This window comes from Lactobacillus sp. UCMA15818, assembly GCF_030400225.1.
Classification (GTDB): domain Bacteria; phylum Bacillota; class Bacilli; order Lactobacillales; family Lactobacillaceae; genus Liquorilactobacillus.
This window is the reverse complement of sequence record NZ_VJYB01000004.1, coordinates 13313-28766: the sequence shown is the minus strand read 5'-3', so window position 1 is coordinate 28766 and position 15454 is coordinate 13313. Positions and strand designations below refer to the sequence as shown.

Annotated in this window: 13 protein-coding genes; 8 read left to right on the top strand and 5 right to left on the bottom strand. The window is 36.1% G+C overall.

Going from position 1 to position 15454, the window contains the following annotated elements; all coding sequences use genetic code 11:
* Positions 1-4: 4 nt before the first annotated feature.
* Genes FFX44_RS06555 through FFX44_RS06545 form a run of 3 tightly spaced genes read left to right on the top strand, consistent with a single transcriptional unit; the run spans position 5 to position 2651 of the window.
* Positions 5-919 (top strand): ROK family protein, encoded by a 915-nt coding sequence (locus FFX44_RS06555; protein WP_289979095.1) that lies wholly within the window; start codon positions 5-7, stop codon positions 917-919.
* A 15-nt stretch (positions 920-934) separates the two neighbouring features.
* Positions 935-1900, top strand: coding sequence for a N(4)-(beta-N-acetylglucosaminyl)-L-asparaginase (locus tag FFX44_RS06550; protein WP_289979093.1), 966 nt, complete (start codon positions 935-937; stop codon positions 1898-1900).
* Positions 1901-1907: 7 nt separating this feature from the next.
* Positions 1908-2651 carry a copper homeostasis protein CutC gene (locus tag FFX44_RS06545; RefSeq protein WP_354669251.1) on the top strand — a complete coding sequence of 248 codons (744 nt, stop codon included), beginning with the start codon at positions 1908-1910 and terminating at the stop codon, positions 2649-2651.
* Between the two features lie 951 nt (positions 2652-3602).
* On the opposite strand, the gene FFX44_RS06540 is transcribed toward FFX44_RS06545, so the two are convergent.
* The 4 genes from FFX44_RS06540 to FFX44_RS06525 form a co-directional block, all read right to left on the bottom strand.
* The gene (locus FFX44_RS06540; protein WP_289979091.1) at positions 3603-4520 is read right to left on the bottom strand and encodes an aldose 1-epimerase family protein; all 918 of its coding nucleotides are present in this window, start codon (positions 4518-4520) and stop codon (positions 3603-3605) included.
* 90 nt (positions 4521-4610) lie between these two features.
* Positions 4611-5387: a DeoR/GlpR family DNA-binding transcription regulator gene (locus tag FFX44_RS06535; RefSeq protein WP_289979090.1), complete on the bottom strand. Its 777-nt coding sequence runs from the start codon at positions 5385-5387 to the stop codon at positions 4611-4613.
* A 262-nt stretch (positions 5388-5649) separates the two neighbouring features.
* Positions 5650-6489 carry a class II fructose-bisphosphate aldolase gene (locus FFX44_RS06530; protein WP_289979089.1) on the bottom strand — a complete coding sequence of 280 codons (840 nt, stop codon included), beginning with the start codon at positions 6487-6489 and terminating at the stop codon, positions 5650-5652.
* 100 nt (positions 6490-6589) lie between these two features.
* The gene (locus FFX44_RS06525) at positions 6590-7990 is read right to left on the bottom strand and encodes an MFS transporter (protein ID WP_289979088.1); all 1401 of its coding nucleotides are present in this window, start codon (positions 7988-7990) and stop codon (positions 6590-6592) included.
* A 412-nt stretch (positions 7991-8402) separates the two neighbouring features.
* Here FFX44_RS06525 and FFX44_RS06520 point away from each other — a divergent pair, with 412 nt between their 5' ends.
* The 5 genes from FFX44_RS06520 to FFX44_RS06500 all read left to right on the top strand — a co-directional run bounded on the left by FFX44_RS06520 (position 8403) and on the right by FFX44_RS06500 (position 14147).
* Positions 8403-9830: an MFS transporter gene (locus FFX44_RS06520; RefSeq protein WP_289979086.1), complete on the top strand. Its 1428-nt coding sequence runs from the start codon at positions 8403-8405 to the stop codon at positions 9828-9830.
* Positions 9823-10875: an NAD(P)-dependent alcohol dehydrogenase gene (locus FFX44_RS06515; protein ID WP_289979085.1), complete on the top strand. Its 1053-nt coding sequence runs from the start codon at positions 9823-9825 to the stop codon at positions 10873-10875. The genes FFX44_RS06520 and FFX44_RS06515 overlap by 8 nt, the downstream gene beginning before the upstream one ends.
* Positions 10876-10895: 20 nt before the next feature.
* Positions 10896-11855: a sugar kinase gene (locus FFX44_RS06510; RefSeq protein WP_289979084.1), complete on the top strand. Its 960-nt coding sequence runs from the start codon at positions 10896-10898 to the stop codon at positions 11853-11855.
* An 8-nt stretch (positions 11856-11863) separates the two neighbouring features.
* Complete coding sequence (locus FFX44_RS06505) at positions 11864-12835, top strand: aldo/keto reductase (RefSeq protein ID WP_289979083.1); 972 nt, start codon at positions 11864-11866, stop codon at positions 12833-12835.
* A gap of 214 nt (positions 12836-13049) precedes the next feature.
* Positions 13050-14147, top strand: a complete 1098-nt coding sequence (locus tag FFX44_RS06500) for a zinc-binding dehydrogenase (protein WP_289979081.1) — start codon at positions 13050-13052, stop codon at positions 14145-14147.
* 240 nt (positions 14148-14387) lie between these two features.
* Here FFX44_RS06500 and FFX44_RS06495 read toward each other — a convergent pair whose 3' ends face one another.
* Entirely contained in the window at positions 14388-15224 is an 837-nt protein-coding gene (locus FFX44_RS06495) for a dihydrodipicolinate synthase family protein (RefSeq protein ID WP_289979080.1), read from the bottom strand.
* Positions 15225-15454: the final 230 nt, after the last annotated feature.

The window sequence follows — 15454 nt, the reverse complement described above, 5'->3', positions numbered from 1 at the left end:
CAAGTTGAATTTTCTATCAATAGACATTGGGGGAACAAACCTTAAATATGCATTGGTTAATGAGTTTGGTCAGATTATTATCAAGGGGACCAATGCAATTAATACACAAGATGAGATCCAATTTTTAAAATCTCTATATAAAATTATTGATTTGCATGGACAAGATATTCAAGGCATTGGATTTAGTTTACCGGGGGTTGTTGATCCCTTGGCTAAGAAGCTTCTTTCATCAGCTCGTTTGTCCTTTTTAGAAAAAAGTGAGTTCTTTAACGAGCTGCAAACAAAGTATGGAATGCCAGTTACCATTGAAAATGATAGTAATTGTGCTGCTTTAGCTGAAAAATGGCAGGGGAGTATTGCTGATGAAAATAATGCAGCAATGATTGTTTTAGGAACTGGAATTGGATCCTCAATCTTTTTGAATGGTCAATTAATTAGAGGAAATCACTTTGCTGCAAGTGAACCTAGTTTTATGGTTATTGATAAGAGCAAGACAGGTGTTAACCAAACCGCAGCGTTCTTATCAGCTGTTGGGATGATTGAAGATATTGGAACGCATCTGAGCTTGCCTAACGTAAAAGATGGTAGACGTGTCTTTGCTGCAATTATGGCTGGTGAAGAATATGCTTGGAAGACATTTGTTGACTTTTGTGATCAAGCAGCACTCCTAATGTATAACATTCAAAGTATTCTTGACTTGAACAAATTCGTGATTGGTGGGGGAATTAGCAGTCAACCAATTTTAATCAAACAATTACGAGTTTCGTTTGAAAAATGGCATAAAGTAACATTATTATCTGAACGAACAATTACGATTCCAGAAATAGTCAGTGCTCATTTCTATAATGACGCTAACTTGATAGGGGGAATTGTTCCTTTGATAAGGCAAATTAAAGAACAAAAAAGTGATGTACAGTAACGAGAGGAATTTAATATGTGGGGAATTATAGCTACATGGAGCATGTCGTTAGATAGTATTAAAAATGTTAGTCAAAAATTAAGTTTTAATGAAACAGCTGCTGATATGGTGGTATCGGCTGTTAAGCAAATTGAGGATTTTCCTTTTTATAAATCAGTTGGGTATGGTGGATTACCGAATGAAGAACAAGAGGTCGAATTAGATGCGTCATACATGGATGGGGATACTTTGTCAATTGGGGCAATTGGGGCAGTCAAGGATTTTGCCAACCCTGTGTTGATTGCTAAAAGCCTATCTCAAAGAAAAGTTAATAATTTTCTTGTTGGAACTGGTGCAGAAAAATATGCCAGCATTAATGGATTTCAAAGAAAAAATATGCTGACTAAAAGGGCTAAAGCTTTTTATGAAAAGAGAATTAAGCAAGAAGCAGAGGAGATTAAACCATACGCTGGTCATGATACAGTTGGAATGGTTTGCCTTGATGCTATGGGTTCGATGTCTTCTGCCACATCGACAAGCGGTCTTTTTATGAAGAAGGCTGGACGAGTGGGAGATTCACCGATTCCTGGCTCTGGATTTTATGTGGATAGTCAAGTTGGTGGTGCTAGTGCCACGGGTTTGGGTGAAGACATTATGAAGGGATGCTTGTCCTATGAAATAGTTCGGTTGATGAAAGAAGGAAAGAGTCCTCAGATTGCTTGTGACCAAGCAGTCTTTCAATTAGATAAGCAATTGAGAGAGCGGCAGTTAGTAGCGGGTGATATTTCGGTAGTGGCCATGAATAAAAAGGGTGGTTGGGGTTGTGCAACAAATATTAAAGATTTTTCATTTGTTGTCGCAACTGCAGCTAATCCTAAACCGGTAGTATACGTGGCAAATGAATCTGATGGGCACACAAAAATCGAACCAGCGTCATCCAAGTGGTTGCAAGAGTATTTTGCGACACGTGGTATGCAAGCGAATGATTGCTTGAAGGGGTGAGGAGAAAATAAATATCTTAGAAGTTTGTTGTGGAGGATATGAAGACGCACTAAATGCTTCTGCTGCAGGAGCTGAACGAATTGAATTAAATAGTGCTCTTTTCTTAGGTGGTTTAACACCAACTTTAAGTTCTCTACGTTTAATTAAACAAAATACGAATTTAAAAGTTATTTGCATGGTTCGACCGCGGGGTTCTGGTTTTTGTTATAGTGAAGTAGAATTCCAAGAAATTCAAAATTCAGCAAGAATGTTGCTGGAAAATGGTGCAGATGGTTTATCTTTTGGATTTTTAACTAAGAATGCAGAAATTGACTTAGAAAAGACTAGAAAAATAGTTGAGCTGGTTCATTCATATAATAGGGAAGCGGTTTTTCACCGAGCATTTGATTGCTCAACTGCAGCAATGCAGAGTATTTATAAATTGGTTGATTTAAAGGTAGATCGCTTATTAACAAGTGGTCTCCATACTACCGCTTTTGAGGGTCGGCGATATTTACAACAGATGCAAACTGTATTTGGGCAGCAAATAGAAATTTTAGCTGGGAGTGGAATTAATCCAGCTAATGTTCTTCAAATAATGAATGAGACGGGTATTAAACAAGTTCATGCTTCCTGTACAGAATTAATTTCTGATCAAACAGCTCAAGGTAATCAAGCAGATTTTTCTTACTGGCCCATGCAGCCAAAAGGCAGTCACGAAGTGGTTTCGGAGTTTAAGGTAGAACAGCTATTGTCTGCTATTAATAAATAATAGGTGGTATTTGAATAATCTAAATCAAAAATATGAGCTTTGACAGCTCTGTTCGGCAAGGCTTTTATTTAAAGTAACTAATTAATAGCAACATTTATAGTTTTAAGTCTAAGAAAGCTTAGTAATTTATTGCTAAAATTAATTAGATGGTATATAATTAAATAAAGTATGAATAGCGAAAACCAAGCTAGAATATACTTACTAGATTGGAATTAAGAGCTAGAACTAAAATATAAAGCAACGCAATGGTTTGGGCTAAACCTTAGTAAAATAGAGTAAACCGCTGTCGAATACTGAAATGTATAAGATAAGTTATGCTTGTTCCTAGAAGCTCGGTACTTTAGTGCCGACGTAAGTCACAGAGACTTGGGTCAAAAATTAAATTTTGATCCAGTCTTTTTTGATTTTAAGAATATTTTTACTGTGCAAATTTTAGGAAGAATTTTCCATAATCTCACTTTGTTTTTAGGACTATAAAGTGAGATTAGTAATGAAGGTGATGTTTTAGAATGGTTCTTTAGTTCAACATTAGAATGAGGTTCTATTAAAGCACAGAAAGATGCCGTTAAAGTACAGCAAATTTAAGAAAATGTAATTGTAAGGTAAACTTAAAGACACGAAGTAAAGACCATGAATAGCATGCTACTTCGTTAAACAAATAACTGAGATTAAAATTCTTTGTTTAATTTTTGTAATGTATATTTATAATTATTAAGAAGAAAAGAAGCTGGTTAATTCAACCTAACAAAATGACAAATTGTCAGAATGTTGGAGATTGCACCAGCTTCTTTATATTGAATTGAGAAAATTTGCTCTATTAGCACCAAATATTACAGAACCGTCTTTTATAATAATTTATTTCGTCAGTAATGCTTGATAAAGAACTTAAAATTGCGTTTATCAAAGCAACCATTGAAGAGGATTAGTTATAAACTCATGTTCTTAAAAAAGCTATTTGCTAAAACTATTCAGAGAAGACGCCAATACATCAAAGCGAAATACCTTAGTTTTTTCAGGGGCTAAGAAATTATTAGCTTCTTTGTGTGACCAATCAACAGGATTGCCATAGATATCAGGTAAACCCTCAAATGGTTCCAGGCAGAGCAAGGAATGCTTAGTATTTTCCTTAGTCCATAAACATAGATAGCGGAAATCTTTAATATTTAATTGAATCTTTCGCTGAGTTTGAGAAGAAGCTAAAGTGACTGAATCAATTCCCTTATTTTCAATAATGACCAGCCCCTCAGCAAACATTGCGTAATTCAAATGTAGCTTTCCTTGACTGTAGTTAGGAACAGTAGCGAGGTCACCACGGCGAAACGGATATGGTTTCTTAATAATTTTGTAATATGATAATTTTGCTGGTGCAGGATCAAATGACAAGGTATAGTCAGTAAACTCACCCTGATGGTTAATTGGGACATTGAATCCGGGATGATTACCAAGTGAAAAGGGCATTACTTCTTTTCCACAGTTTTTCACTTCGAATTTCCAATGCAAACCATTGTCATCGATTGTTGCTAAGACGGTTAATTCAAAAGTAAATGGATACATTTTTTTAGTTTTTTCATCAGCAGAAAGAGTCATGATTACCTTGTCATGCGACTTAGCAACGATTGTAAAGACGAAATCTGATGCAAAGCCATGTTGTGGCATAGAATACGTCTTTCCGTGATAAACATAACTGTCCTGATTAGAGCGTCCAATAGCTGGGAATAAGATACCGGGGAAAGTAACTGGTTTATCTGACTTATGGAGAGCATTATCCCACACATAATCGTAACCGCTTGCTCGATCAATTAGATGAACTAATCGAACTCCAATCTCGTCAATATTAGCAATGAACTTGGTACTTTCAATAGTTTGCATAATCCACATCTCCTCGTTTTTGAAAACGAATATTTTTGATGAATATTGCCGATGATATGAAGTATGTTTAATGCCTGCTTTAATTGTAGTTTATGATATTGTTACTTGTGGATAATGCACGCTAATACCCAATTTAGTAAAGAAATCAAGCCAAATTGGTGAGGGCTTCTGATCAGTAATGATATCTGTAACTACATTAAAGTCACCAAGCTTCACAAAAGCTTTTTTATCAAATTTTGATAGATCTGCTAGTAAAATAACTAAATCAGCTTGATCAATCATTAATCGCTTTAAACGCGCTTGAGTCTCATTGGTATCAGTAATTCCTGTTAACATATCAATCCCCTTACAGCTTATGACAGCAGCTTCAGTGTTATAACGACGAACTGAACTCTCTGCAAGCTCACCTTCATAACTAAGAGATTGCTTATTTAGCATACCACCGGTTGAAACAACATTAACTTTTGAAATGAAAAGTTCGCGACTCATTTCAGCTGAATTACTTACAATTGTCAAATCGTTCCGTTCTTTTAACAATTTAACCGTTTCCATTACTGTCGAACTAGAATCGGCAAAAATTGTGTGTTTATCCCTCAAAATTTTTGCAGCAGTAATTGCAATCTGCTTTTTCTCTTCTACTTTCTCAGAAGCCCGCTTAAAAAATGGAATGTTTGAAACGGTTTGAACGCTGTTAAGCACAGCTCCACCATATGTGCGAGTAATGAAGCCCTCTGCCTCGAATTTGTCTAAGTCACGCCTAATAGTCTCTTCTGTTACCCCAAAACGTGCGCTCAAATCTGATATAACAACTTTTTTATCATTCAACAGCATCTGTTTGATTATTGGATGTCGATTTTTACTGGTCATAACTTCACCCCCTAACAATTGTTGATATAGTTACTAATTGTGAACTAATAAATATCAGTTTATTATACCATTAAAAAGCAGCCAATACGCTTGCTTTATCTCATCGGATAGTGCATTTTGAACAGTTTTATAAAAAAAGCGGGGTTGAGTCAAAAGTTAAATTGTGACCCAGCTCCCCTAATTTATTACGGATAAACGTGTTTCATAAGTCAAACTTCTCCGACTTATGTCACACTCACATTGATTCAAGTTTTAGAAGCGATTAATCTTCTTCTTTATCCTGATCACCCATTAATACAATTTTTTCCATTGCACGTTGTTTAACAGCTTCACGAACATATTTTTGTAATTCTAAGTATGGCAAGGTTTCGTGCTCACGAATTGAATCGCTGGCTGCCAAACCTAGTTCAGTGTGGATGTTAACTTTGCAGATTCCTAAAGAAACGGCTTTTTTAACATCATCATCAGGAATACCGGAAGCACCATGTAATACTAATGGAACCTCAACAGCATTGCGGACTGACTTCAAGACATCAAAGGCAATTTTTGGCTTTGCAGAATATACACCGTGAACATTACCAATCGCAACTGCTAATGAGTCACAACCTGTTCGTTCAACAAATTCAGCAGCTTTGTCTGCTTCAGTGTAGTGATACTGTGCTAAAGCATCCTCGTAAACTTTTTCACGACCAACATGTCCTAATTCTGCTTCAACAGGAACACCAAGTGGATGGAAGTAATCGACGACTTCTTTAGTTTCACTAACGTTTTCTTCGAATGGTAATGCAGATGCATCACGCATAACTGAGTTCATTCCATAATTGTATCCATTCTTAACAATATCCATGCTCCGACCATGATCCCAGTGAGTAATCACATGAACATGAGCATGTTTAGCCATCGAAACCATCATGCTGGCGTATTCTTCAAAAATTGTATTATCAATGAAACCGGTACCGAAAGAGATAATAATTGGAGCGTTCTTTTCTTCAGCTGCCTCCATAACACCTTCGAGCATTTCAACGTTCCAAACATTAAAATGAGGAATGGCGAATCCACCTTTTTGTGCTTTCTTTTCCCAATAATCGATATTTGCTAACATAATTATGATCTCCTTATAAAATATTTTTAAAATTTATTACCAGAATAATTAATTGAAACTTTCTTTCACTTCACCAGTTAATCAGATTCTCAAACACTACTTATTTGGTAGTAACTTTGCCGTCCATATCGGCTTTACCAATATCTTCAACGGATTCATTCCGAGTTTCAATACCTAAAGCCATGATAATAACTGCAGTGATTAATGATATGGCACCCAAAAAGATAAACACACCAGTCACACCCGTGGTAGTTAACAGATAGGCCACGGCATATGGAGCTAAAATACCACTAATCCGGCCAACTGAATTGGCTAAACCTGAACCTCTTAGTTTTGCAGCAGTTGGCCAAATTTCTGGAACATAGACAGCAGAGGCATAACAAACATACATATATACAAAGATAATGAGAAAGAAACCTAGTACAGAAATCATCGTCATGCTCTTCTGGAGGGAGTAAAGATAGCCAAGTATAGCAATGATGATCAGTAAGCCGCTTCCCATTATTTTTCGCGGAATTCGATCAATGATCAATACGGCAATGAAAATTCCAATGGGGGCACCAAACATACTCATAGTGTTTAGCAGCACTGAATTTTTTAAATTGATTCCCTGACTCAAGAAAATTGTTGGTAACCAGTTGATTAAGGTATATTGAACGACATTCATCGAAACCAAAATAAGTGAACCCAAGATAACTCGCTTGAAAAGTTCACCCCTGAATAAATCACTGTAAGGAATCTGGATGACTTTTGGTTTTGCTTCGGCAAGAGTGTCATCAGCGATTTTTTCTAATTTTTTTCCAGTTGAACTTTCAACATTCTTTTCGATTTTATCTAAGATTACATTTGCTTCCGCATAACGACCCTTTGCCTCCAACCAACGAGGTGATTCTGGAAATTTGCGCCAAACTACCAAACATACAACGGTAGATAATATGGCAGGGATTACAAGTTGGATTCGCCAATTCATATTTGGTGTAACGAGTGGTGTAATAAACATGGCGATTAATGAACAAATTGGATAGGACCAGTTTCCGATGAAAGAGGCCCGTGAAGACCAAGTACCACGTATGCGAGATGGGACATATTCTGTGTAGCAAGCAAACAGTACAGTTAATAATGCACCAAGTGCAAACCCCATAACTATGCGAGTGATAATTAAAAAGGTCATGTTCGGTGATACGGCCCCCACTAGCATTGAACAAATATGCAGTGCAATGAAAAGTAGATAACTATTACGACGGCCAAATTTGTCACCGACAATTCCGCCAAGCAAGGCCCCAAAGAACATCCCAGCAGTGGTCAGTGACGAGAAAATTGCAGTTAATGTATTGTTCGTCCAACCAATTTCAGCCAACTGGGCTAACATTATTCCACCAATTGCATTACTCCAATTCACCAATAGTCCAAAAGCAACCATAGCGAATATTTGCCAATGAAATCTAGATGTTGGTAATCTATCTAATCGCTTACCAGCATGTGGTTGAGCATTATTATTCATTTTAAACCTCCTTAAATGGAAATCTTTGAAATCAACATCTTAACTTGAAGCGCTTTCAAATTATGATAAACATCTCCGCTGTCTATCAATAAAACTCAGTTTAGAACTCTAAATGTTGTTTGTCAACAATAAATATAAAAAACACAGATATTTTTGCAAACTTATTATTAGTTAATCATTTATCAATTAATTGCTATATATACAGTGATTAGGTTGATTAACTTTTAATAAATCAAATTTATTATGGAGTAAATAGATACTTAATAAGAGTTTTACAGCCCTGTTTTAACATTTTAGTCACAAATAAATCTTTTTTTCTGACATTTTTTGATAAAACTATTGACTTTGTGTAACAGTTTGGCTAGAATCAAGTTGTCTTTGAAAACGCATACATAAAATGGAGGTGATCTTTTTGAATCAGAATGAATTATCCAAATTAGATCAATTACCGATTTCTAAGTGGCATTGGAAAATGTTTTTTCTCTTGGGACTAGGGCTGCAATTTAATGGTTTTTTAAATTCTTCAGGAAGTTCAATTTTAGCTGATTTAGTATCACGAGGTTGGTCAAATAATTATTATAATGCAATGTTCCAATCAGCTATGATGGTGGGTTTCTTTATTGGTTCATTACTTGGAGGGGCATTAGGTGATCGTATTGGCCGAAAATATGCATATGAGATTAGTATTGGTATCTTCGGTATTTTGGCACTAGTTGCGTCATTTTCACCAAATATCTTCTTTTTAATTACTTGTCGAGCTTTGATGGGAATTGGAATGGGGATGGGAATTGTGCTTGGATATGGTACCTTTACGGAATTAATGCCTGCTCATGTACGAGGTAAATGGTCTGCACGGATTTCATTTTTGGGGAATTTATCACCTTTACTTGCTACTTTAGTTGGCTTTTTGGTTATTCCAAGAACAAGCTGGCGAATGATGTTTGTAATTGGCGGTATTTTGGCACTTGGTATTTTAATATTTATTGCGAAGTTTTTAGAAGAATCTCCTCGCTGGTATTTTAAAAACGGACGTGAAGCTGAAGGAAAAGCTGTCTTGAATAACATTGTCAAATCAATTGAAACTGAGCGTGGTGAAAAGCTACACTTTGATTTGTCTATGGCAAGGCTAGAAAAAATTACCCATGAAACTGAGGAGCATGAAGAAAGAATTCGATTTAGAGACTTCTTCCATGGTACTCTGGGGCGTCGAACTTTAGTTTCTTCAGTGACTTTAATCGCAATGAACTTGTCCCTTTATACAATCACTGTATGGATTCCCATCATTTTTGTGGATAATGGTATCAATATTTTAAGATCATTATTAATGTCAACTCTCATTATGGTGGGGGCACCGGTTGGGGTTTTTGTTTCTTCACTAATAATGGATAAAATTCCACGTAAATGGTTCGGTGTCGGTTTTATTCTTGCCATTGCAGTGTTGGGATACGTTTATGCAAATCAGCGCACAGATATTGGGATTGTTACTATTGGTGTATTGTTAACGTTTATTCTGTATATCTATAATAGTTTTTCATCAGCCGTATACGCACCTGAGGTTTGGCCAACTCGTGAAAAAATGCGTGGACTAGGTATCGCTGATGCGATAGGGCGCTTAGCTTCAATTGTAAGCCCATTCCTGATTGCCTGGCTATTAACTGATTTTGGTGCAAAAATTGTTTTCTTAATCGTCGGTTTATTACTTGCAATTTGTGCTTTGATTCTTGCGATTTTTGGGATTGAAACGCGGGACAAATCTTGTGAAGAAATCGATGATCTCTTAAAAAAGGGTAACGATAGTTCAAAAAAAAATATTGATAAAGGAGAAATGAATTATGGATAATACCGTTGCAGTATTAGAAAAGCCCGGGAAGATGGTTATAAAGTCAATACCGGTGGTAGAACCAAAAAATGACGAATTATTAATTAAAATTGCTCAAGTTAGCATTTGCGGTTCGGACATGCATGGCTTTCAATTTGGCCCTTATTTACCTCCGAAGGATCCAAACACAATTGTTGAATTAGGCCATGAAGCTGCAGGCATTGTTATCAAGGTCGGTAGTAATGTAAAAAACTTCAAAGAAGGTGATCGAGTTGCTGTAGAGCCTGGTATTCCATGTGGTAAGTGCGAATTTTGCCGAACGGGTCATTACAATGTCTGTCCAAATGTCGATTTCATGGCAACTGCACCTAATTATAAAGGGGCACTTACTAATTACATTACACATCCTGCTGAATGGACCCATCATCTACCAGATAGCATGAGTTTAGTCGAAGGCGCTCTAGTAGAACCGGCATCTGTTGGTGTTCATGCAATTGAAGCTGGTGGTAATGTTGTTGGAAAAAGCATTGTTATTCTTGGTTCTGGTGCTGTCGGTTTATTTGCAACAATGGTTGCTCGTCTAAGCGGTGCTAATAAGATTGTCGTAATTGATGTTCTTGAAAATCGTTTGAAAAAAGCTAGAGAAGTAGGTGCTACGGCAACTTTTGATGGCCGTGACAAAGACATTGTTGAGAAAGTCAAAAAAATTGTTGGTCCTTATGGTGCTGATTTAGTTTATGAAACTGCTGGTGCAGTACCAACTGCAAAATTAGGTTTACAACTGGTTAAGTGGACTGGTACTTTCTTCATCGTTGGAACAATTCCAGATGAGGTTTCAGTTGATTTCTTAAAAATTAACCGCGAAGTCACGGTTCGTACTTTATTCCGTTATTGTAATGATTATGAAAAGACTATCAATTTGATTGAAAGCGGCAAATTAAATGTGCTTGGTATCACCGATAAATATTTCGATTACAAAAATATTCAAGAAGCATTTGATTTCGCTGTTAACCATAAATCTGATTTTCTAAAAGGTGTTATTACTGTTGATGGAAGCTTGAAATAGGGACTGGTGGGTGAGTAACAATGTCTAAATTTGATGTAATTTGTGTTGGCACTGCGATTGTTGATATTCCTTTATATCCGGTTAATCCTGATATTTTGGATCAAGTGTCCTTTCCCTTGGAAGATATCTCAATGAAAATTGGTGGGGATGCTATCAATGAAGCTACAATTATTGCCCGTTTGGGTAATCAAGTTGCTTTAATAAGTGCTGTCGGAAATGATAGTTCGGGAGACTTTATTGTTAATTCTGCAAAAGAAAATGACATAAATGTTGACCATTTAAAACAAAGTGATGATTTAACAACATCAATCAACATTGGATTGATCCATTCTGATGGTGAACGAACATTTCTAAATAATCGAAATGGCAGCCTTTGGAAAATGAGTATCAATGACATTGATGTTGATAGTATCAAGGATGCAAAAATTTTATCACTGGCTAGCATCTTCAATAATCCATTGCTCAATAATCGAGCACTAGTTAAGATTTTCAGACAAGCCAAGAGTCAAGGAATGATTATCTGCGCTGACATGGTTGCAAGTCGTTTGCATGAAAGATTAAACGATATTGCTGAGGCACTGAACTATGTTGACTATTTTTTCCCTAACTATGATGAAGCTTCAATGTTAACCGGTCTCACAGATTTAGATGAAATTGCAGATAAATTTATGTCTCTTGGTGTTAAGCATGTCGTAATTAAGATTGGTAAAAAAGGTGCATTCATTAAGAGTAAGAATGTGAGAACTATTGTTCCTGCTTTTCTTAATAAAGGAGCTATTCACATTGATACTACTGGCGCCGGTGATAATTTTGCTGCTGGTTTTATTTCTGAACTTGTTCAGGATAAGTCTTTTGAAGAATGTGCTCGTTTTGCTAGTGCTGTTGCTGCAGTTTCTGTGGAAGGTTTAGGAGCAACTGCAGGTGTAAAGAGTAAGCAACAAGTTAATCAAATGATTGCAAATTATAGTGTGAAAGGTTGATAGATAATATGAAATTAGGAAAAACAGGACTTAACGTATCAAAGATTGGTCTAGGTACTTGGGCGATTGGTGGCGGACCAGCATTTAAGGATACTGATGACAAAGCGGTTTCAATTGCAACTATCCAAGCTGCCTTAAAGAACGGAATTAATTTCATTGATACTGCTCCTGGTTATAATTTTGGGAACAGTGAAAAAATTGTCGGTGAAGCTATTAAAGGCAACCGCGAGGAATATACTATTATCACTAAATGTGGAATTACTTGGGAACGTAAAGGTGCTCTATTCAATAAGGTTGGAGATCGTCAACTTTATAAGAATTTATCACCAGAATCAATTGCACTTGAATTAAAGGATAGTTTAAAACGATTGCAAACTGACTACATTGATATCTATATGACCCATTGGCCATCAGTTGAACCATATAAAACTTCAGTCAAAGAGACAATGACATATTTGATGGGTCTGAAGAAAAAAGGAATTATCAAGGGTATTGGTGCAGCTAATGTCAATGCAGATGATGTTCGTGAATATCTTAGGTATGGCGAACTAGATATTGTACAAGCTAAATATAGTATTTTAGATCGTGAAGTTGAAGGTGATTTATTGCCATTATGTAAGAAAAATGACATTGTTCTCCAGGCGTACTCTCCCTTAGCTATGGGTATCTTATCTGGTACCATTGGCCGAGATTATGTTCCAGCTAAAGGATCTGCACAGAATGGTAAAAAGTGGTTTGAACCGAAAAAACTAGCTGCGATTAACGATATGTTAGACGCGTGGGCTTCACTGACAGATAAATACAATTGTAGTTTGGCAAACTTAGCGATTGCATGGGTTTTAGCTCAAGGTAACAATGTAAACGTACTCAGTGGTTCTACCACTCCGGAACAACTGGATGAAAATAGTAAAGCAATGCACATCAATTTAGCTCCTGCTGATGCGGCTGATATGTTGGAAATGGCCAAAAAAATTGATTAATTGTATTGCTATTACATTTGTACCAATTAACATTTTGAAGCAAGTATTATTTTCAACTTAGCAAGTACATCAATTTCTCCCGAATATGGTGTGAAATGTTACACACTTTCCTAGGGTAGTTAATGAAGAGAATTAGTCTGTTAGCTGACATAGGTGAGAATAACAGCTTGTTTGTCAAAAAATTGAGAAAAAATATTGAAAGAGGGCAATAACAATGAAAGCATTAGCACGTTATGGTAAAGAATTTGGTGGCTATCGAATGATCGATGTTCCCGTTCCTAAAATTGGATCTGAAGACATTTTGCTTCGTGTTTGTGCTGCTACAATCTGTGGCGCGGATATGAAGCATTATAAAGTAGACAATGGGTCAGACGAATTTAATTCAATTCGTGGACATGAATTTGCTGGTGAAATTGTTAAGGTTGGCAAGGATGTTACTGACTGGCGTGTTGGTCAGAGAATTGTTTCAGACAACAGTGGACATGTCTGCGGTTATTGTCGCGCAGATGATCAAGGTGATTTTCTAAACTGTATTCACAAGGTGAATCTTGGTTTGGATAACAACCGATGGGGCGGTGGTTTTTCCAAGTATGTTTTAATTCCCGGTGAAATTCTTCGGATTCATAAGCATGCTATTTGGGAAATTCCAGACAATGTAAAATATGAAGAAGCGTCTTCATTGGATCCCATATGTAATGCTTATAAAGCTGTTGCTCAACAATCGAGTTTACTACCTGGGGAGGATGTTGTTGTCTTTGGTGCAGGTCCACTTGGCCTTTATTCTGTTCAGATTGCTAAGTTGATGGGTGCAAGTCATATTGTATTAGTTGGTATGCAAGAAGACACCGTTTCTCGCTTTGATATTGCTAGGAAATTAGGTGCCACTGAGACTATTAATGGCTCGACAGAGGATGTTGTTGCACGATGCAAAGAGATTTGTGGTGAAGATAATCTTGGCTTGGTAATTGAATGTTCTGGTGCCAATCCAGCATTAAAACAGGCTATTGAAATGGTCCGTCCAAATGCCGAAATAGTTCGGGTTGGAATGGGCTTTAAGCCATTGAATTTCTCTATTAACCGGATAACTGAATGGAACATCAGTATTCTTGGACATATGGCCTATGACTCAATTACTTGGCGCAATGCAATTGAATTGTTGAAGACTGGTAAAATCCAAGTTGAACCAATGATCACGCATCGTTTTGGTTTATCTCATTGGGAAGAAGGCTTCCAAGCAATGGCTGATAAAAAAGCCATCAAGGTCGTTTTAACATATGATTATCCTGATGCCACTGATACCAGCGATTTTTAGCTACAGATAGCGTGAAATAATATAATAAAATATGAGTATTAGCTCAAAACTACAAGTGAATATAGTTCTATTCTTTGCTATGAGACTTCGAAGTTAGACGGATAGTCTTGACTAAACGTAGGAGAGAGGGTAGGTCAAAATTTAATTTGATCCACTCTCTTTTTGTACACAATAAAGTTTTAAACAGTATTAAGTTATTTTATTTAACACTCATAATTAGTGCAATTAAAAGTAATCAAACTAATTTCCTAAAGGTTTACGACAGATACCCATAGAAATATTTTCTTTTTTAGAAATTTCTTGTTTAATAAAAGGGAGAAGACTGTTTTTACTGCCTGATAACATTGTGGTTGTCACAGTATCAGGTAAAGTGGCTTTTTTTCCGTCAGATAGATCGTTAAACCAGTTCTTGATTTCCTCTGGATATAGATTTCCCCATATTGATGATATCCGATTAAAGCCAAGAGAAATATTTTCTTCTAAGTTATTTTCACCGCCAGCATAAATATAAAATTCTTTTTTATTTTGAGGTAATCGCTGCAGTATTTTTTTAATTTTTTTAGGATCACCAGCCTCTTTGATGCCAATCACTCGTGGATCATGCGATATCTCAATTATACTGTCAATACTTAAATCGAATCCTGTTCGTCTGGGGTTGTTATAAATAATCGCTGGTTTATCGGCCAGATTAACAATACTCTTGAAATATTGTATGGCTTCTTTTTGAGTTGGTAGTACATAAGGTGAGAAACCCACTAGAGTAGCTTTAACAATGTCAGTGTTGTGAACTAAGCCAGCTAATAATTCTGCCTTTTTTTGGCGAATATTTGAAATACCAAAAATTATTTCAAAATCATTTTTAAATTCATCAATACGATTAAGATTTAAAAGTAATTCTTCTTTTTCATAATTTGATAAACTGTGTTGCTCCCCCGTTGAGCCTGATACAAGAACGGAATGAATTCCTCTTTTTTGCAGATTAATAATATGCTGAATAGTTGCTTCGACGTTCAACGATTCATCAGTATTGAATGCTGTTGGTACTGCGATATGGAATGACTCGTTTAAAGTTGACATCTGACATACCTCTTTTCTATAGTGAACAAAGTATAACATTTAAAAATTAATAAAAAAGTAAATTTAGGTAAGGATATCTATTAATAGTCTTATTCCATGATAAAAAAACAATATTTTTAGAATTTACAGTGCTTTTTGAGTTCAACATGAAGTTGTTAGTATTTTGAAAACTTATTGGACGATTAAGATTTAAAAAGGTAAGAAAATAGTACTTATAAAAAATACCTGAC